The sequence below is a fragment of the Clostridium sp. UBA4548 genome, from assembly GCF_002387895.1.
Taxonomy (GTDB): Bacteria; Bacillota; Clostridia; order Clostridiales; family Clostridiaceae; genus Clostridium_J.
Genome location: NZ_DGLI01000023.1, coordinates 92,196 through 111,126, shown reverse-complemented (window position 1 = coordinate 111,126; position 18,931 = coordinate 92,196). Strand labels below are relative to the sequence as shown.

Genomic DNA, 18,931 nt, shown 5'->3' with positions numbered 1-18,931 from the left:
TCTAGACAAAATATCATTACTCATCATATGAAATTAATATAATTATATAAACCTTATACAATTATAAAATGTCCTTTATAAAAGTACGCTTTATTAATTGTATAAGGTTTTTTGAATGTATAAGGTTTTTTGAATATATAATGTAATTATATTTTATCTTATCTTATTTATTACAAAGAATCCTAAATAAATAGGAGTAATTTTATTTATAGATTAAATCTTGGTTTAGTTTACTTAAAATATACATAAATTTTATTAAAATGATTAAAAATATTAAATTATTTTATTGTAGCAAAATTTTAACTTTATACCAAATATTATGATTTTTAATGGAGTTATTTGAATTACTAAGATAATCTAAGTATATCACTTAATACAGTATTATAATCCTGTTTATTATATTGATTCTATTAACTGTATTTGTGTTATAATTATATTAGCTAACATAATTTAGCAATTTAACTATATAAAGTAAAAAACCAAGGGGGGATACCATGTTTAAAAAGTTTACTAATTGGTGCGTTAAGATTATGCAAAAATATCTACCTGATCCGTTTATTTTTGCTGCAATTTTAACATTTCTTGTATTCATTTTAGGACTTTTCTTAACTGGCCAAGGTCCAGTAGCAATGGTAAAACATTGGGGAAGTGGAGTATGGTCATTACTCGGATTTTCAATGCAAATGGCACTAGTCCTTGTTTTGGGTCATGCATTAGCTAATGCACCATCTTTTAAAAAAATTCTTGTAGCACTAGCTAAAAAACCAAAGTCGCCAGCTTCAGCTATTATTTTAGTTTCTGTTGTTTCGCTTATTGCTTGTTGGATTAACTGGGGATTCGGATTAGTCATTGGAGCAATTTTTGCTAAAGAAATAGCAAAAATAAGAAAAGATGTAGATTACAGATTGTTAATTGCATCTGCTTATTCAGGTTTCTTAATTTGGCATTCTGGATTATCAGGTTCAATTCCATTAACCATATCTTCTGGTGGCGAAGCAGTTAAAAAAGCTACTGCTGGAATTATTACTTCTCCAATACCAACTTCACAGACTATATTTAGTCTTGTAAATCTAGGAATTGTAATAGTATTGTTGATAACGTTACCATTAGTCAACAAAGCAATGATGCCTTCAAAAGAAAATACAGTTGTTATAGATCCAAAACTTTTAGAAGAGTCTCCACAAGTAGCTACTTTAGAACCTAAGATTTTAACACCAGCTGATAGGTTAGAGAATAGCAGAATAATATCCTTGTTATTATCTGCTATTGGTCTAGGATATGTAGTGTATTATTTCTCTACTTCAGGATTTAACTTAACATTAGATATTGTTAATACAATCTTCCTATTTGTTGGAATAATTCTATATAAAACTCCTCGAAGATATGTAGATGCAATTACTGATGCAGCTAAAAGTTCTGCTGGTATATTACTACAATTTCCATTCTATGGTGGTATCATGGGTATGATGACTGGTGCTAGTGTCGCTGGAGTATCTTTAGCTGCGGTAGTATCAAATGCCTTTGTTTCTATTTCAAATGAGATAACTTTCCCATTATTTACTTTCTTAAGTGCAGGGATTGTTAACTTTTTTGTTCCATCAGGTGGTGGGCAATGGGCTGTTCAAGCTCCAATTATGATGCCAGCTGGTCATGCCTTAGGAGTTGATCCAGCAATTACAGCCATGGCCATCGCTTGGGGTGATGCATGGACAAATATGATTCAACCTTTCTGGGCTTTACCGGCCTTAGGTATTGCTGGACTTGGTGCAAAGGATATAATGGGTTTTTGCTTAATTGATTTATTATACTCTGGAGTAATAATTTGTTTAGGCTTTGTTCTGGCAGGTATCATTTAATTCAAATCAATTACCTTATTGCAATAAAAAGATAAAAGAGTTCAAATTTGAACTCTTTTATCTTTTTATTTTAAAGAAATTAATATCAGCTCATTAAGCTTTTACAGTAGCAGAAGTTGTTGTTGGCTTTTCTAGCTTTTCCATGGTAATTCCTGTGTATCCATATAAAATAGATACTACTGGATTTATTAGATTAAGAAAGCAGAAGGGAAGATATGCAATTGTAGCTACTCCGAGAGTTGAGCTCATAAATGCACCACAAGTATTCCATGGAACTAGAGCAGAGGTTAATGTTCCAGAATCTTCAAGACATCTTGATAAGTTTTTAGGTGCCAAACCTCTTCGAGCAAATTCATCCTTATACATTCTACCTGGAATAACTATAGATAGGTACTGATCACCAGCAAGAATATTGCATGCTATACAAGATACTATTGTTACTAACACTAAAGATCCAGTGCTTACAGCAAATTTTAAAAGTTTTTCTGCGATTAATTGTAGGAAACCAGCTCTTTCCATTACTCCACCAAAGGTCATAGCACAGATGATAAGTGATACAGTGCTCATCATACTTTGAAGACCACCACGATTTAATAGTTCATCAACCATTTTAACTCCACTATCACCTACGTACCCACTATTTAAAGCTGAAAGTATTCCACCAAAATCAGTTTTTTGTACTAACATTGCAAGAATTGCTCCAAGGATAACGCCAATGAGTAATCCGGGAATTGCAGGGAATTTTTTTACAACTAATATTATTACTACTACAGGAGGTAGTAATAATATTGGGTTAATTACAAAGGACTTTTGTAAACCATCAAAAATTACTTGTAACTCAGATGAGTTAATTGCTTTTCCTGAATATCCAAATCCAATTACTGCAAATATAATTAGAGAAATAATTAGGCTCGGTCCAGTAGTGTATATCATATGTTTTACATGATCGAATAGGGTGGCACCCGCCATAGCTGGTGCTAGATTAGTAGTATCTGACAATGGCGACATTTTATCACCAAAATATGCTCCTGAAATTATAGCACCAGCAATCATTTCTTTTGGAATGCCAAGACCTATACCAACTCCTAGAAGAGCTATACCAACTGTCCCAGCTGTAGTCCAAGAGCTACCTGTAGCTAAAGAAACTATGGCACAAATTATACAGGTTGCAACAAGGAAAATACCAGGTGATAAAATTTTAAGTCCATAGTAAATCATTGTTGGAACTGTACCACTTAATATCCATGAACCAATAACCATACCAATTATCATAAGTATAATAATTGCTTGCATTGACATTTGAATAGTATTTATAATGCCTTCCTCTAAATCAGACCACTTATATCCTATTTTCATTGCCATTAAAACAGCAACTACACTAGCCAACACTAATGGAATGTGTGGACTTGCATCATATATCATAATTCCAATTGAAAGTATGGTTATAAGTGCAAATATTGGTATTAATGCTTCCCACAGTCTTGGCTTACGATGTTCTTTTATCAATAAATCCGCCCCCTTAATAAATAATTAATAAATTGTTAATACAAGTTTACAATATTTTAAAAATATTTGCAATAATATTCTGAATAATTAATTAATTAACAATTATCCAATGTATTGTTTCAGAAAACAAGAGCTTATTAGAGTAATTATATTAGAAATTAACATTATTCATCACAATTTTTATTCTATTAAATAATTAACAAAATTGTAAACATGTTAACTGTAACTTCACAGAGTTATTTTTTTAACAATACTTTGATAACTTAAACATATATCTCTAAAATAAAAGTGGAGAGAAATTCTAGCTCATTCTAAGAAAACCAATACTAAAGTCTATTAAAGTTGTGGATCCATAGATATATAATCAAAAGTATATAATTGCAAATTATTTTGCATTAATTTATACATAAATAAATTATATATATGCATTAAATAGAATTTTTTAAACATTGATTTCTAACTGTAATGCAGTTGCATCAATAACCATATCTATATATAGATGATTTTTATTAATTATAACTGCATAAATATAACTACCTATATAGATATAATACTTTTTAATACAATAGTCAATAGCTTTTAAAAATTATAAGTTTTTCAATAATAATATTAATTTCTACTAGCCAAATTTTATAAGTAAATTATCAAATTATTTTTATAGATTAAATTCAACTATTGAATATAAGAGATTATAAAAGTAAAATTATAATAGTTAAAATGTTAATCATCAAGTAATAAAAAAAAGCACTCAGCAGGGGGTTGAACAATATTATGAATAGAAAATTTAAAAATGTACTTATAATTTTATTGAGCATCATAACCATTTATTGTATACTAATGACTTCTACATTAATTGTAACTAAATCAAAGATAATTTATTATTTTGACATTGATTATTTAAATATTACCCAAAATTCTATGCTAACTAAAGAAGAAATAAAAAAGAATTATGATTATACCATTGAATACCTTTTTAACAGGGATATAATTGAGTTTAAACCACCTACGCTTCCATCATCCGCAGATGGGTCACAACATTTCTTAGATGTTAGAAATTTATTTAATCTTGGAAAAAGAATACTTCTTATAGGGTTAATTACAGGATGTGTTATACTATATATACTGCGTGGTGATAACTTTGCATATAAGTTTTTAAGGTATAGTGGCATAACTTTAATATGCATACCAGTACTTTCACTTGCGTTTATAAATGTTGATTTTACTAGTGCATTTACGTTGTTTCATGAGTTAATGTTTAAAAATGATAAATGGTTATTAGACCCAGCTACAGATCCAATAATTAATATGATGCCTGAGGAATTTTTTGCTCACTGTGGGGTAGCTATTATAGTCATTTCTGCTATATTTGGTATTTTAATGCTTGTTGCCTACAAATGGTTTCATGGGAAAAGTAATAAAAATAATTACAAAGGCCTTGTAAAATAAGCTTTTATCAAGAAAATCCTAAAAAGTTTTTTGAATCATAATTTGGTTCAAAGATACCCAAGTTATATTAAAGTAAATTACTTTGAAATTAAATCTTTCCTGCTACATTTTATAGACTTTGTAGATTAAAACTAAAAGGCCTAATCAACCAAAGTAGATTATCACTTACATTGAATACTAACTTTAATTTGATTTGCACAAATATATTTTCATAAAGGAGACTAATATGCCAAATAAACGATTAGCAAAGGCAGCTAGTATAATTATGATAATGACTCTAGTAAATAAGGCTGTAGGCTTTTTAAGAGATTCATTAGTTGCTAGTACCTTTGGAACTACATATCAAACTGATGCCTATAATATGGCAATGCAAATATGCGATGTTTTGTTTATTATGATTGCACTTGCAATAAGCACTACATTTATACCTATACTTAGTGAAGTTAAAGCAAAAAAGGGTAAAGAAGAAATGTTTATTTTTGCAAATAACATAATCAATATACTTTTTTCCGTATCAATAGTTTTGATTATTTTTAGTTATATTTTTGCCCCTCAAATCGTAAAAGTAATCGCACCTTTATTTAAAGGTGAAACTTATGTTTTAGCTGTTCAGTTGACGAAAATTAGTGTGGTAAGTTTGGTTTTTTTAATAATCAATGCTGCTTATACTGCAATTTTACAAACCTTAGATGATTTCTTAGGTCCAGCTATTGTAGGTATATTATTAAACTTACCAATAATTATCTATATTATTATCGGTGCAAAGGGTGGTGTAGTAGGACTTACTGTTGTAACCGTTATTGGTATGGCATTAAGAACCATAGCACAAATACCTTTTTTATTAAAACATGGCTTCAAGTTTAAAATGATTTTTGATATTAAGGATAAAAGAGTAAGAAAAATGATTACTCTAGTATTACCAGTATTAATTGGAGCAAGTGCAAATCAGATAAACAGGTTAGTTAATAATGCTCTTGGTTCAGGATTACCAGCTGGAAGCATTGCAGCTCTTGGTTTTGGAGATAGAGTTTCTGATGTGTTTTACTCAACCTTTGCCGTTGCAATTGTTACAGTGGTTTTTCCAGCGCTAGCAAGAAGTATTAATGAAGACAATATGAAAGAATTCAAAAAATACATTATCTCATCAATTAATAATATATTTTTAATAATGATTCCCTGTACCATTGGTATTTTAATATTAAGTGTTCCAATTATTACCATACTTTTTAAAAGAGGAGTCTTTGATGATAGATCAGTTGCTATGACCTCCAGTGTATTAATTTTCTATGCTTTGGGATTACCTTTTTATAGTGTAAGAGATATATTTAATAGGGCACTTTATGCAATGCAAGATACCAAAACATCCACTTATAATGGATTAATATCAGTTGCTTTGAATATTATTTTAAATTTAATTTTAGTACGATATATAGGTCTTATTGGACTTGCTTTATCTTCCTCAGTTGCAGCGGCTCTTTGCGCTCTACTATTATTTAAAAGTTTAAATAAGAAAATAGGTGGTGTTGATAAAAAAGCTATCTTAGTAACTGTTTGTAAAATTATATTAGCTTCTATCCTCATGGGAGTTGTTATTAGCATTACCTACAACGCTACATATAAAATTTTAAGTGGTAATATTGGAATATTACTAGGATTGACAATCTCTGGGGGTGTAGGCGTGGTTGTGTATGCAGTGGCAATAAGCCTATTGAAAGTGGATGAATTCACAATTATTTATAACTCAATAAAGCGAAAATTTATAAGATAAAAGAAAGCAGTTAAAATTCACATTTTAACTGCTTTTTACAAGTTTGTAACTATAGGTAAGTTATCTCAACGATTTTTCCTAAAGCTCTTAAAATTTCAACTAATTCTTTAACAACTTTCATTTTTAGGTTAAAATCACTTGGGAACAATGGATTTTGATGAGCTGGATTTACAGCTTGACCAACCCAAATGTGAATATGACTTCCGTCTTCGATAATCATCTTACTTAATTTTGAAGCTCCATCCTGTCCATCAAGAGGGGAGGGGAGTCTTTTTTGTTTTTTTTCATTTAAGTAGTTTAATAAAATATCTTTAGTTTTGTTTAGAGTTAATAATCCTTCAGTTACCAAATCAATTCCTTCCATATATCCCATAGGAGGAACTTCACTACTATAATTATCTAAATCTATAGTAATTGCCTTGCCGAGAGCAGAGGAAACAATATTAGCTGTTGTACCTCCACACAATATTTTTTTCCCATTACATTTTTCTAAGGCCTCAATCAGTAATTTATCATCTGCTTTCCTTTTGGGAGGCCCAGTAAAAATGTCCATATATTCAGCCTTTTTTAATTTTACCGTAACCACTGTAGTATCATCTCCTGGTTTATCATCATATAAGTTTTTGCATACCTCAAGTAAATGTCTACAAATACTTTCTGAGGTTTTCTCTTTCATCACTAAGTTTTTTAAAAAATTATTGATATGTTCCCACTGCCAGCCTAAGTTTAATAATTGACCAACACCAGCGTGAACAGCACCATCACTAACTATGGTAAGCATATCACCTTGTCCCATTAAGAAACTAGTTTCATAAATAATCTTATTGTTAACTTCTCTTTCTTTCTTTAGGAGTTCACCTTCTCTAGCATTTTTAAAGAAAAAAACTGGAGGATTATCATATTCAACCATGTAAACTTCACCATTATTTTTGATTTTTAAGATAGTGAAAGTAGAGTAGGCTAGTTTTCTCACTTGGCATTCTGGTAAGGTATTAGTTATTGTGTCTATAGTTTCTTCAATAGTAGCACCTTCTTTAAGCATGGTAATAGCTATTTTAGAAGTTAAGGTTGCTAAAATATTAGCTTTTACTCCGCTTCCAAGACCATCTGACATTACAACTATCAGCCCATCTTCTGTAGTAACTATTTCTACATTGTCTCCACAGAGTTCTTCACCATATTTATTTAAGCTAAAGTTTGCTACATCTATATAATAATTCTTCATACTTCTTTTTCCTCTTGTAATACTTTTTTTAGCTTCATAAGAGCTACCTTAGTTTCTGCAGTAGTTTCTCCAAGAAGACTAGCAATTTCTTGAGCTACACGCATTTGCTTATCAATAATACTTTGAGTTACATCTAAGGCATTATGCTTCAATTGAGAAAGCTCAAGCTTCCTCTTTTCCTCCTCAGTAATATCAGTATAAATAACAAGTAAACTTGAGTGCTTTTCCATATATATAATACTTCTATAGGCATGATAATTATATTCTCTATAGAACACCTTCTCTTTTATCATACTTTGTTTTGTATTGGCAACCCACTGAAAATCAGGATCTTGAACTACACAGCTAATATGTTTATCTCTCAATTCTTCTTTAGTCATAGAAAATAGTTTTTCACCAATTGGGTTTATTTCTTTAACAGTCAATGTTTTGTCCAAAAATAATATTACATTTGGTGAATGAGTAAATATTTCATTAGTGGTACGCTCTGCCATACTTCTCATATAAGGAACACACATTTCTATTTGAGACATTCCCTGTGAAACAGCTATAGCTTTTTCATAACAAGTATTATAGCCACAAGCACCACAATTTAGCTCATCTTCCTTATCATATTTTCCCATTTTATTTAAAATTTGATTTATTTCTTCTTCTTTAGGAATATGCAAATCCATCATCTTATTTTTAAAAGTTCTACTTAATGGAACATTAAATTTTGAGATGTCCAAGTATTTTTCATTGTTTAGTTTTTTTACTTGCCTTTGAATTCTTTGAATTCTAGTATAAACGCTCTCATTGGAAGTTGAACCTCCAGGTCCTCCAAGACAACTTTCATTACAGGCGCTTAATTCTACACAAACTTTACTTAAATTTCCTTTTTTTACTTCCTCTAAAAGATTCTTGCAATTTTCGATACCGTGCACTCTAATAGAATCTAAACTTTTAGCTTTGAGAGTAGGGGATATAGCTCTTAAAATTCCACCAACTACTGGGTAGCAATCACCTCTAGTAGTACCTGTAAAATCCATACTCCCATCTTCGCAGGAGTTATAATCTATACCTTCTAGCTTTAGCCATTTTACAATTTCATCAAAAGTAAGTACCGCATCAACAACTCCTATATTTTCCTCAGACAAAGCTTCACATTTTTTCGAGATACAAGGCCCAATAAATACTATATAGGGATCTTCATATCTTTGTCTGATACTCATTGCATGCGCAATCATTGGGGATACTACGGGAATTACATTAGGAATTAGCTCGGGATAATACTTTTCAATAAGCATCATAACTGAAGGGCAGCAACTAGTTAGAAACTCTGTATTTTTACTATTGTTAATTATATTTTCATACTCTAACGATACTAATTCGGCTCCTATAGAAACTTCTTCTACTGAGGAAAATCCCAATTTATAAAGAGCAGTTATAACCTTAGCAGAATACTGAAAAAAACCTTTAAAGGCAGGGGCAATTTGAGCAATAACTTTTTTCTTCTTCTTAAGAGCTACTTTCACATTCTCTATATCTGATAAAACATCTCTTGCATTTTGAGGACAAACTACAAGGCATTGACCACATGCTACACATCTATTCTCGATTATTTGAGCTTGATCATTTTTCACTTCAATTGCTTTCACATTGCAAATTCTTACGCACTTGTAGCAATTCTTACAATTAGCTGAAGAAAAATTCATTACTTGCATTGTTCCACCTTCTCCTTTATATGAGTATTAAAAAACTCATCTACATAATTATGGTCAACCCCAAAAGTTTCACTTTCATCTATTTCTACTGAAACAGCATTAGTGCAGTGTCCTAAGCAAAAAGCAGCTTTAAGTTCAACTTTATCTACTAAATTATTTAATTCTATTAATCTTTTTATGCGGCTTATAACTTTATGAGATCCTTTTACATAGCAAGCACTACCAACGCAAACCTTTACTATCATACCTAACCACCCCTTTATTTACCTATAAATAAATTATAGAACTTTGTGAAAGTTTCGTCAATTAAATGCAGTGTTAAATTATACATCTAAGTAAAATAGACTACAAGAGGCTAGTCCCTCATGCAGTCTATTTGCACTTTTGATTTAGTTTAAGCTCCTTCATTTAAAAATCTATATTGAGCCATATAGAGATTATAGTAAAATCCTTTTCTTCTAATTAACTCATCATGAGTGCCAGCCTCAATAATTGTTCCATTATCAATCACCATTATTTTATCACAATCTCTTATTGTAGAAAGCCTATGAGCAATTACAAAAGAGGTTCTTCCGTGTAGTAGCTTATTAATGCCTTTTTGAACTAAAATTTCAGTGGCAGTATCGATATTTGATGTAGCTTCATCTAAAATTAAAATTCTAGGATTTGCAAGTAATGCTCTAGCAAAAGAAATAAGTTGACGTTGTCCAACAGAGAGCCTAGAACCTCTTTCATTAACTTGAGTATCATAACCATTTTCAAGTTTCATAATAAAATCATGTGCATTTACCGCCTTAGCTGCTATTATGATTTCTTCATCTGTTGCATCTAATTTTCCGTATCTTATATTTTCTTTAATGGTATCTGAGAATAAGAAGGTGTCTTGAAGCATAATACCCATTTGACTTCTTAGTGAATTAAGGTTAACCTCCTTAACATTCTTGCCATCGATTAGTACTTCACCCTTATTTGTATCATAGAACCTGCTTACTAAGCTTGTTATAGTAGTTTTTCCTGCACCAGTAGGTCCAACTAAAGCTATGGTTTCTCCAGGTTTAACTTTAAAACTAACATTATGAAGTACAGGAATATGTTTCTCATATCCAAAGGTAACATTTTTAAATTCAACAGTTCCTTTAATTGATGGCATTATTTCGTTAGCTTCTAATTCATTAATGTCTGGAACTATATCCATGATTTCAAAGATTCTTTCAGCAGCTGCGAAATTTGTTATTAAGGTATTATAAAAAGAAGCAATGTTTAAGATAGGTCTCCAAAACATCCCTGCATAAGAAGTAAATGCAGCAATAGTTCCTATAGTTACATTTCCAGATTGAGAAAGTTTAGCACCATACCAAAAGATTAGTATATAACTAATTCCCCAAAAAAAATCTATAATAGGCCATAGAAAATCATTGTATAATACAGCATTAACAAAGGAGTCCATTAAGTTATTTACGGAATTATTAAAATTCTTAGAACTTTCTTTTTCATAGGTAAAGTTTTGAATGATTCTAATCCCTGAAAATGACTCGTGGGTAAACCCATTTAAGTTAGAACGCTTTTGTCTATAAACTTGCCATTTAGATCTAATAAAAACCTGTAATCCAAACAAGCTAATAAAAAGCAAGGGGAGAACAGTTATAGAAACAAGAGCAAGTGTTGCATTTAAATAGAACATTATTGCAGCAACAGAAATAATTGTTAGTATTTGCGGTATTAGAGTGGTCACCGCACTTGAAAATAATTCTGAAAGAGAGTTTACATCCCCCACAACCCTTGCTAGAATTTTGCCTACAGGTCTATCATCAAAAAATGAGAAGGATAGCTTTTGTATATGAATATATAGTTCTTGTCTTATATTTAATAGAATTTTATTTGTTATTTTGTTCATTTGTAATATAGATGCTCTATTAGAATACATACTTATTATATTTAAACATAATAATACACCACTAATAATCAGCATACCACTTACATTTTTTGATTTGATAAAATTATCAATAGCAATTCTTAGAATCATTGGACTAAGCAAACCGCTAATCATAATAATTATCATTAGTATTAAGATTAAGGTAATTTTTATTTTGAAAGGTTTCAAATAATCCAACAGCCTCAAAAATATTTCTTTGTTTTTTAGTGAGATAACCTTCTCATCTTGTTTTACAGTATTCTTTGCCAATTATGACACCTCCTCATCTCCAAGTGATAAAAAGTCTTTAAACTGAGTTCTATATATACCATAATATTTTCCTTGTTTCTCAAGCAAAGTATTATGATTACCTATTTCTACAATTCGGCCATCTTCCATATATATAATAACATCAGCATTTTTAACTGCAGAAATTCTATGAGCAATTATGAAGGTAGTAACTTTTTTATCACTGTGATATAAATTATTTAGTAATTCGTATTCTGTTTCCATATCTAGAGCAGAAGTTGAATCATCTAGTATTAAGATTGAGCAATCCCTAATTAGTGCTCTAGCAATGCACAACCTTTGTTTTTGACCACCTGAAAGTCCGACACCTCTTTCGCCAATTAAAGTATCATAACCTTCTTCAAGTTCGTCAATAAACTCACTAGCACATGCAGTAGCGCAGGCTTTTTTTATTTCTTCTAAAGTTGCATCTGGTCTACCATATCTAATGTTGTTTTCAATAGTATCCGAGAATAGAAATGAGTCTTGTGGAACAATAGATACTGAGCTTCTAAGGGTATTTAAATCAATGTGTTTTATATCAACTCCATCAACTTTTAATGTACCTTTAAAAATATCGTAGTTTCTGTTTAGAAGGCTAATTAGTGAGGATTTACCAGAACCTGTAGTACCCATAATGGCAACAGTACTTCCTGCCTTAATATCCAAGTCAACATTCTTAAGCACTGGTTTTTCCTTATATCTAAAAAATACATCTTCAAAGGTAATTTCCCCTTGAATTTCACTAATTTTAGATGGATTAGCACTATTTTTAACACTTGGATTAACTTGAAGAATTTTTTCGATTTTTTTAGCAGAAGCGCTACTTTGAGATAGTAAACTTATGAGCCAACCAAGCATTCTCATTGGCCATATCAATAACCATAAATAATTAATAAATGCAAGAAGTGTACCCACAGTCATTGATCCTTTAATAACTAAAATTCCTCCAAAGCAAGTAACAAGCACAATAGATACGTTGCCTAAAAATTCTTCAATAGGGTAGAATTTTCCCCATACTTTAGCACGTTCCATATTTAAATCAAAATTTTTATTGTTAAACTTTAAAAATTTTAGGATTTCATGCTTTTCCCTTGCAAAAGCTTTAACTAGCTTAACTCCTGCAATATTTTCCTGAGCTGTGGTATTAAGTTTCGCAGTATGATCACTAATTTTCTCGAAAACACTATCTAGTTGTTTTTCAAGTTTAATTGTTACTAATGCAATTACAGGCATTGTTATAAGTGCTACAATAGTTAAAAGTAAATTAATTCGTATCAATAAAAATGATGCTAAAACAAAGTAAACTATATTTTCTATAAATAGTCTAAGTCCAAAACCAAGTACCATCCAAATATTATCTACGTCTTCTCCAACTCTGGACATTAGTTCACCAGTGTTCATATCATCGAAGTAGGAGAAGGAGAGACCCTGAATGTGATCGAAGATAGTTTGCTTTAACTCCCTAGCAACTTTGGATGCAAGAAGGTCAAACAAAAACTCTTTAAGGTAACCAAATATAAATTTAGTTACAGTAATACCTACTATTCCTAAAAGTATAGTAGATAATAGCTGATATTTACCATTCATAATAATATCGTCAGTAAAAACTTTAATTAGATAAGGATTAATTAATTCTGCTGCTATAACAATTATCATGGATATGGTACCCAAAAACGTTAATAGTTTATGATTTTTAGTGTAGCTTAAAATTCTTTTCATTTTATCCGCCCCCTTAGTGCAATAATTTTGCTACAATAAAAAGCCATAATCCAATAACCACATGGTTTAGGATTATGGCTTCGCTGACATATACATAAAAAGTCCTAGGGAATACCCTAGGACTAGACATGCAAAATAACAGTTCTCTTAAAAACCTAAATTTTGAGGTAGGGTAAAGCAGTTTAAATTATTAAGTTGTACTTGTGTATTTCTAAAACTTATATTTAACATTTTCCTACCTCCTTTTTGAATTCTTTAATAAATTTTCCATAATTATATTATACATACCTTTGGCAAAACATGTCAACAATTATTTTCAAACTATTGAGTATATTTTAATGTTTCTATTATAATAAGATTAAAAGACTAAAATATAACCAGAGAGATATAACTTATAAGCAAATACCTAAAGTTATAGATTCTTATGCTAAAATTAAATTTAATTATAATTGGAGGAAAGATATGAAGTTATTTTTTTTATCAGATATTCATGGTTCTTACAAATATGCTAAAGAGGGGATTAAGGCTTTCAAAGATGAAAAAGCAGATTTTTTGATTATCTTAGGAGATATCCTATATCACGGACCTCGAAATCCCTTACCAGAAGACTATAATCCCCAAAAGGTTATCTCGCTACTTAATGACACTAAAGAAAGTATCATTAGTGTTAGAGGAAACTGTGATAGTGAAGTAGATTCAATGGTTTTAAATTTCCCAATTATGTCTGATTACAGCATCCTGCTACATAATAACAGAAGAATTTTTGCTACACATGGTCATTTATATAACGAAAATAATATGCCGAAGTTATCAAAGAATGATGTTTTAATTCATGGACATACTCATATTCCATCAGGAAAATTGGTAGATGATATTTACATATTAAATCCTGGGTCTATAACTCTTCCAAAAGAAGGACACCCAAATACTTATGGACTAATTGATGGAAATAAGTTTTATGTTAAAACTCTTGAAGGCAAAATTTACTTGGAAATGAACTTATAATTATCTTATCATAAAAATAGAATGTCTAAAGTTAGACATTCTATTTTTATTATATTATTGAAAAGTTAGTATTATATAAGTTGCAATATTGTTTTTACATTGTAAGATAAATTTAGGCAACTTATAAAAGGAAATGCAAAATAAAATAGGATATATTTTGCAGTATCTTTATCGTATTCTATATCTTATTTAGATATGAAATAATAATTTTAATACTTAATCCTCATTTAGCATACTAAATACATAAGTAAATCTAGTTGCATGTTCTTGTTCATCAGTAATAATTTCAAAAAGCATATCTCTTAAACCAATATTGGGTAACATAGATTGGATTTTTCTATACAATTCAACGGCAGCTAATTCTCCATTTATACTGGTTTCTACAGCATCAATTAGCTCATCATATTCTTCAACTTCTGGAATTGGAATATCAATTTGTTTACCAGTCAATTGATAGAAGATGTATTGAAACATCTTATAATGTTTCCCTTCATCTTCATAGGCAAAGTTTATTTGTTCTTTAATTTTCTCTTTTTTTGTCATATCCATCATCATTTTGTATTTTGCTCTATCATGTCTTTCATCTTTCATTGCCTCTATTAGTAGGTCAATTAAGTTTTTTGAGCAATTCATGTCATCATTTAAATCTCTGTAACTTTGTTGATACACAGGATTTCCTCCTAAAAAAATTGCTTTTGCCTGTAAAGCCTTACACTATAGATTATGATATATTCTTTGTTTTGTTACTTCTCCAAGATTAAAACTACTAATATGTTACTCTTTTACTGAAAGAATGTTTTATATACCTTTGTTTTAAAAATACATTTATATAGAAAAAATCTAAAAAATTAATATTTGTATTAATATCATTAAATTACCAAGTATTATTCATTAAATAATACTGATAAAAAGTATCTTTTTGAAGCATACTTTTACTACATGAAAATTACATAAGTGAAAATAATATGACTTAATAATACATTTCTCTAGTTATTCGTAATAGTTGATAATTATGTTTTTATTTTCTCAATTAATTAATAAGTTCTGTATATATGATATATAGAAGTAAAAATTGATCTTACGGAGTATTCTTCTCATATAAAGGAGTGTTATTTATGATTTTTGATGCAAATAAAAATTTCACACTAAAAAAGTTTAAATTATTTTCTGTAATCATATCTTCAATAATTATTAGTTTTCTTATGTCTACAAATATATTTGCAATTGACGAAGCATCAAAAGATGAAGTCACTAAAGCAGTAAATGACATATTTCAGAGAAGAAATAAAGCTATACTAAATAGTGACGCAGAAATAATTGACTCAATTTATGATACTAAAACAAAATATGGCATCTGGGCAATGGAACATGAAATGAAGAAAATGAAATACTTGCATAACTGGGAAGGCAAACAGGGAGTCAAGTTCATTGATATTATACCAACTGTAGTAATTAGATCCATAAAAGGTTCTGATGGCAAGTATTCTGTTAATTTAATTTGTTCTACAGAATATAAATATGCCTATGAAAATAATGTTGAAAATATTAACAGTTCCAGGATAGGAACTTATCATATACTAAATCTAAATAATAAGGAGGGTGAGTGGATAATCACTAAAGAGTGGTATAAAGATCCTTTTGCTGATTCTCTAGATTTAGATAATATAAAAACAGACACTATGAAGGAATTTATACTTAGTCAAAGTTCCAGAGACTTTACTACATTAAAAGAAAGACGAGTTGAAGCAGTAAATTATGCCCAAAAGTATTGTGGTGCTGCATCAGAAGAACAATATGGCTTTAAATACAATAAAGCTTATAGGGATTATAATCCTCAAGGCGGAGACTGCGCTAACTTTGCTTCTCAAATTTTATTTGAAGGTGGTAAATTTAGAAAAAATGGTGCTTGGAACTATGATAAAAGTGGTGCTACTAGAGCATGGCTAAATGCTGATGGTTTCAAAAACTATATGGTTAATAGCGGAAGAGCCTCTGTAATAGCTTACGGCAATTACGAAAAAGTTTTTAAAGCTTCATATAAGCTTCAACCAGGGGATTTTGTAGCCTATGAAAAAAAGGGTGATATTACTCACATATCTGTCGTCACGGGTGCAGACTCCAATGGATATTCTTTAGTTACCTGTCACAATACTGATAGATCTAATGTACCATGGGACCTTGGATGGAGTGATAAAAAAATAAAGTTTTGGCTTGTAAGAGTTCACTTTTAATTTTTAATATTAATAACTGTTATATATCTAAAGTAGTTTTCCAAACTCAATATTTTACAATAACGAGTAATTATATTTGATGTTATAGTTATTTAATAAAATTCTAATATGAAGGAGGTTGCAATATGAATAACTCACCAAGTAGAGAACAATTAATGATGGTAGCAATTCAGTGCCCTGGTTATGATTCATTATGTAGTAACGTTATTAATACTGTAGGTGCTGAAAATTCTATGAGTTGTGAAAATTGTTATCACTGGAAAAATCATAAATGTAGTATAGATCTATTTGATCCTGTTTTAACAAGTATAGATCAGGAATAATATAAGCCTTTATTCTTCTATAAAATTTACTAAAAAGTATTATGCTAGCTAGCTTAAAAATGTATGTAAATTTAACTATAATAATTAACAAAGTATTCTATGAAATTTACATAGAATACTTTGTTAATATGCTATAAATATAACTACACAACATTGTAACTATAAGAATAATAATATCTGCCAATAACTTTCTATAAAGCTTATCAATTATTTTAATCTATCTCCTTCAATAGTACTTCTTAATATATACTATGACTTAGAACTTATATTGTTATAGAAATTAAAGATATTAATGTAAAACAGTAAAGTTTTAATAACAACCCTAGAAATAGTAAATCTGATTGATGTTATAACCTAACTTTTTAAAATCACTATTTAAAAATTCAACCTTTTTAATTTTAATTTTTATAACATTTAATAAGGTTGATAATGTCCATTTATTAATGTTCTTCATTTTTAATACTTCATCATAAATTTCACTTTTAGGGGAGATTATATATGCTACTCCAGAAATCTGCATTCCTTTTAACTCATTAAAGTTTTTATAGCTATCATAAATAGATAAAGAGATTTTATTATTTTGAAGTAAATTAAAAAATTTAATTCCGCCTTCAGAGTAAATATATATATAATTATCCTTATAAATATACTCTATAGGGGTTGAACGACTATTCTCTGAATTTGAAGTTGATAGATTCGCCACAGATCTTGTGCTTAAAAAATCTTCTATTTGTTCTTTTAAACTTCCTTCATCTATTTGCAATATATATCTTTCTGACAATGTTTTTACTTCAAGCCCATATTTATATAATTCGCTTAACTTTTGTGGAATTCTTCTATAATCCACTAAATTATCTGAAGCCACTTTCTCAATACTAGATTTAATCCAGTTGAAACTCTCCAAGTTTTTTTCGAAAGTAAACACTAATAGCTTTTTCCTCTTAAAGATTTCTCTATATTTATTTATTAGATTCAGAAACTCTACATTTTTTTGCTCATAATCCATGTCTAGATAAATTATAAAAATATTAAAACTTTCATATTCCTCATTAAAGTCTTGAACTGAAACATATTTACTTGGGCCAAGTATTAACGAAAGCTTTTCTATATATTCCACAGCGTTATATTCCTCACTGTTATATAAGATTAAAGTTTTAATCATGATTTATCTCCTCGCTTTATCTTAGATATTTATAAAAATAACATACTTTGCCATTATATTCATTAGAAAATTTAATACTCATTATTACAGTTTATAACATTTATCATCACAGCTTGTACTTTTTATCATTATTAGTTATTAAATACATTCGCATTTAACCAGTTTTTGTCATTTATTATAGAAACTTTTCTATAGATATATTTACATTAAATGGTAAAATTTAAATATGACAAGCCTTGTTTAACCTATGTAACACCTGATTTTGATAAGGAGTGTGCAAATATGATAAAAAGTGCAATATTAACTATAAGTGATAAGGGAGCTGCAGGGAGAAGAGAAGATCTAACAGGTTTTGCCATTAAGGCAGCATTACCTACAAGGGATTATACCGTAAGCTATTATAAAATAATACCGGATGAGATAGATATCATTGAGAAAGAGTTACTATATTTATGTGATGAAGCTAGAGTAAATCTTATACTTACTAATGGAGGAACAGGTTTTTCAAAAAGAGATGTTACTCCTGAAGCTACTGAAAGAGTGCTGACTAAGAAGGTACCAGGAATTGCAGAGGCAATGAGAGCTCACTCCCTAGAGATAACGCCTAAAGCTATGCTCTCAAGAGCAGTATCTGGTATAAGAAATGAAACTCTAATAATTAACCTGCCAGGAAGCCCTAAAGGTGCTGTAGATAATCTTCAAGCTATAATTCCAGCTTTAAAGCATGGAGTAGAGATTTTAAATGGAACAGCATTTGAATGTGCAACTTAGGAAAGAGGGAGAG

General features: G+C 29.7%; 15 protein-coding genes. 7 read left to right on the top strand and 8 right to left on the bottom strand.

Features of this window, described 5'->3' with window-relative positions:
* The first annotated feature begins 494 nt into the window (after window positions 1–494).
* Complete coding sequence (locus B3040_RS08655) at window positions 495–1,856, top strand: TIGR00366 family protein (protein WP_291572244.1); 1,362 nt, start codon at window positions 495–497, stop codon at window positions 1,854–1,856.
* Window positions 1,857–1,949: 93 nt separating this feature from the next.
* On the opposite strand, the gene nhaC is transcribed toward B3040_RS08655, so the two are convergent.
* Window positions 1,950–3,362: a Na+/H+ antiporter NhaC gene (gene nhaC, locus B3040_RS08650; protein ID WP_349679171.1), complete on the bottom strand. Its 1,413-nt coding sequence runs from the start codon at window positions 3,360–3,362 to the stop codon at window positions 1,950–1,952.
* 771 nt (window positions 3,363–4,133) lie between these two features.
* Here nhaC and B3040_RS08645 point away from each other — a divergent pair.
* The gene (locus B3040_RS08645; RefSeq protein ID WP_291572242.1) at window positions 4,134–4,808 is read left to right on the top strand and encodes a TIGR01906 family membrane protein; all 675 of its coding nucleotides are present in this window, start codon (window positions 4,134–4,136) and stop codon (window positions 4,806–4,808) included.
* Between the two features lie 226 nt (window positions 4,809–5,034).
* Window positions 5,035–6,576: a murein biosynthesis integral membrane protein MurJ gene (gene murJ, locus B3040_RS08640; protein WP_291572240.1), complete on the top strand. Its 1,542-nt coding sequence runs from the start codon at window positions 5,035–5,037 to the stop codon at window positions 6,574–6,576.
* A gap of 49 nt (window positions 6,577–6,625) precedes the next feature.
* Here the strand turns inward: murJ and B3040_RS08635 are convergent, their stop codons facing one another.
* The 5 genes from B3040_RS08635 to B3040_RS08615 form a co-directional block, all read right to left on the bottom strand.
* The gene (locus B3040_RS08635) at window positions 6,626–7,801 is read right to left on the bottom strand and encodes a SpoIIE family protein phosphatase (protein ID WP_291572238.1); all 1,176 of its coding nucleotides are present in this window, start codon (window positions 7,799–7,801) and stop codon (window positions 6,626–6,628) included.
* On the bottom strand, window positions 7,798–9,504 hold the full coding sequence (locus tag B3040_RS08630; protein ID WP_291572236.1) for a [Fe-Fe] hydrogenase large subunit C-terminal domain-containing protein: 1,707 nt from the start codon (window positions 9,502–9,504) through the stop codon (window positions 7,798–7,800). Before B3040_RS08630 ends, B3040_RS08635 begins: the two co-directional genes overlap by 4 nt.
* Window positions 9,495–9,749, bottom strand: a complete 255-nt coding sequence (locus tag B3040_RS08625; RefSeq protein WP_291572234.1) for a (2Fe-2S) ferredoxin domain-containing protein — start codon at window positions 9,747–9,749, stop codon at window positions 9,495–9,497. The genes B3040_RS08630 and B3040_RS08625 overlap by 10 nt, the downstream gene beginning before the upstream one ends.
* A 149-nt stretch (window positions 9,750–9,898) precedes the next feature.
* Window positions 9,899–11,686, bottom strand: coding sequence for an ABC transporter ATP-binding protein (locus tag B3040_RS08620; protein WP_291572232.1), 1,788 nt, complete (start codon window positions 11,684–11,686; stop codon window positions 9,899–9,901).
* A complete protein-coding gene (locus B3040_RS08615) occupies window positions 11,687–13,426 on the bottom strand; it encodes an ABC transporter ATP-binding protein (protein ID WP_291572229.1) in 1,740 nt (579 codons plus the stop codon).
* A 462-nt stretch (window positions 13,427–13,888) separates the two neighbouring features.
* Here B3040_RS08615 and yfcE point away from each other — a divergent pair, with 462 nt between their 5' ends.
* The gene (gene yfcE / locus B3040_RS08610; RefSeq protein ID WP_291572227.1) at window positions 13,889–14,431 is read left to right on the top strand and encodes a phosphodiesterase; all 543 of its coding nucleotides are present in this window, start codon (window positions 13,889–13,891) and stop codon (window positions 14,429–14,431) included.
* 216 nt (window positions 14,432–14,647) lie between these two features.
* On the opposite strand, the gene B3040_RS08605 is transcribed toward yfcE, so the two are convergent.
* Window positions 14,648–15,100 (bottom strand): ferritin-like domain-containing protein, encoded by a 453-nt coding sequence (locus B3040_RS08605; protein ID WP_291572225.1) that lies wholly within the window; start codon window positions 15,098–15,100, stop codon window positions 14,648–14,650.
* A gap of 446 nt (window positions 15,101–15,546) precedes the next feature.
* Between B3040_RS08605 and B3040_RS08600 the strand changes: the two genes are divergently transcribed.
* Window positions 15,547–16,662, top strand: a complete 1,116-nt coding sequence (locus B3040_RS08600; protein ID WP_291572223.1) for an amidase domain-containing protein — start codon at window positions 15,547–15,549, stop codon at window positions 16,660–16,662.
* 125 nt (window positions 16,663–16,787) lie between these two features.
* The gene (locus B3040_RS08595) at window positions 16,788–16,985 is read left to right on the top strand and encodes a hypothetical protein (protein WP_291572221.1); all 198 of its coding nucleotides are present in this window, start codon (window positions 16,788–16,790) and stop codon (window positions 16,983–16,985) included.
* A 322-nt stretch (window positions 16,986–17,307) separates the two neighbouring features.
* On the opposite strand, the gene B3040_RS08590 is transcribed toward B3040_RS08595, so the two are convergent.
* On the bottom strand, window positions 17,308–18,147 hold the full coding sequence (locus B3040_RS08590; protein WP_291572219.1) for a pyridoxamine 5'-phosphate oxidase family protein: 840 nt from the start codon (window positions 18,145–18,147) through the stop codon (window positions 17,308–17,310).
* Between the two features lie 282 nt (window positions 18,148–18,429).
* Here B3040_RS08590 and B3040_RS08585 point away from each other — a divergent pair, with 282 nt between their 5' ends.
* Window positions 18,430–18,918 carry a MogA/MoaB family molybdenum cofactor biosynthesis protein gene (locus B3040_RS08585; protein WP_291572217.1) on the top strand — a complete coding sequence of 163 codons (489 nt, stop codon included), beginning with the start codon at window positions 18,430–18,432 and terminating at the stop codon, window positions 18,916–18,918.
* Window positions 18,919–18,931: the final 13 nt, after the last annotated feature.

Bases quoted from the DNA above. Each gene is read 5' to 3' on its own strand.
- B3040_RS08655 (WP_291572244.1), top strand. From the start codon at position 495: ATGTTTAAAAAGTTTACTAATTGGTGCGTTAAGATTATGCAAAAATAT.
- B3040_RS08645 (WP_291572242.1), top strand. From the start codon at position 4,134: ATGAATAGAAAATTTAAAAATGTACTTATAATTTTATTGAGCATCATA.
- murJ (WP_291572240.1), top strand. From the start codon at position 5,035: ATGCCAAATAAACGATTAGCAAAGGCAGCTAGTATAATTATGATAATG.
- B3040_RS08635 (WP_291572238.1), bottom strand. From the start codon at position 7,801: ATGAAGAATTATTATATAGATGTAGCAAACTTTAGCTTAAATAAATAT.
- B3040_RS08630 (WP_291572236.1), bottom strand. From the start codon at position 9,504: ATGCAAGTAATGAATTTTTCTTCAGCTAATTGTAAGAATTGCTACAAG.
- B3040_RS08625 (WP_291572234.1), bottom strand. From the start codon at position 9,749: ATGATAGTAAAGGTTTGCGTTGGTAGTGCTTGCTATGTAAAAGGATCT.
- B3040_RS08615 (WP_291572229.1), bottom strand. From the start codon at position 13,426: ATGAAAAGAATTTTAAGCTACACTAAAAATCATAAACTATTAACGTTT.
- yfcE (WP_291572227.1), top strand. From the start codon at position 13,889: ATGAAGTTATTTTTTTTATCAGATATTCATGGTTCTTACAAATATGCT.
- B3040_RS08600 (WP_291572223.1), top strand. From the start codon at position 15,547: ATGATTTTTGATGCAAATAAAAATTTCACACTAAAAAAGTTTAAATTA.
- B3040_RS08595 (WP_291572221.1), top strand. From the start codon at position 16,788: ATGAATAACTCACCAAGTAGAGAACAATTAATGATGGTAGCAATTCAG.
- B3040_RS08590 (WP_291572219.1), bottom strand. From the start codon at position 18,147: ATGATTAAAACTTTAATCTTATATAACAGTGAGGAATATAACGCTGTG.
- B3040_RS08585 (WP_291572217.1), top strand. From the start codon at position 18,430: ATGATAAAAAGTGCAATATTAACTATAAGTGATAAGGGAGCTGCAGGG.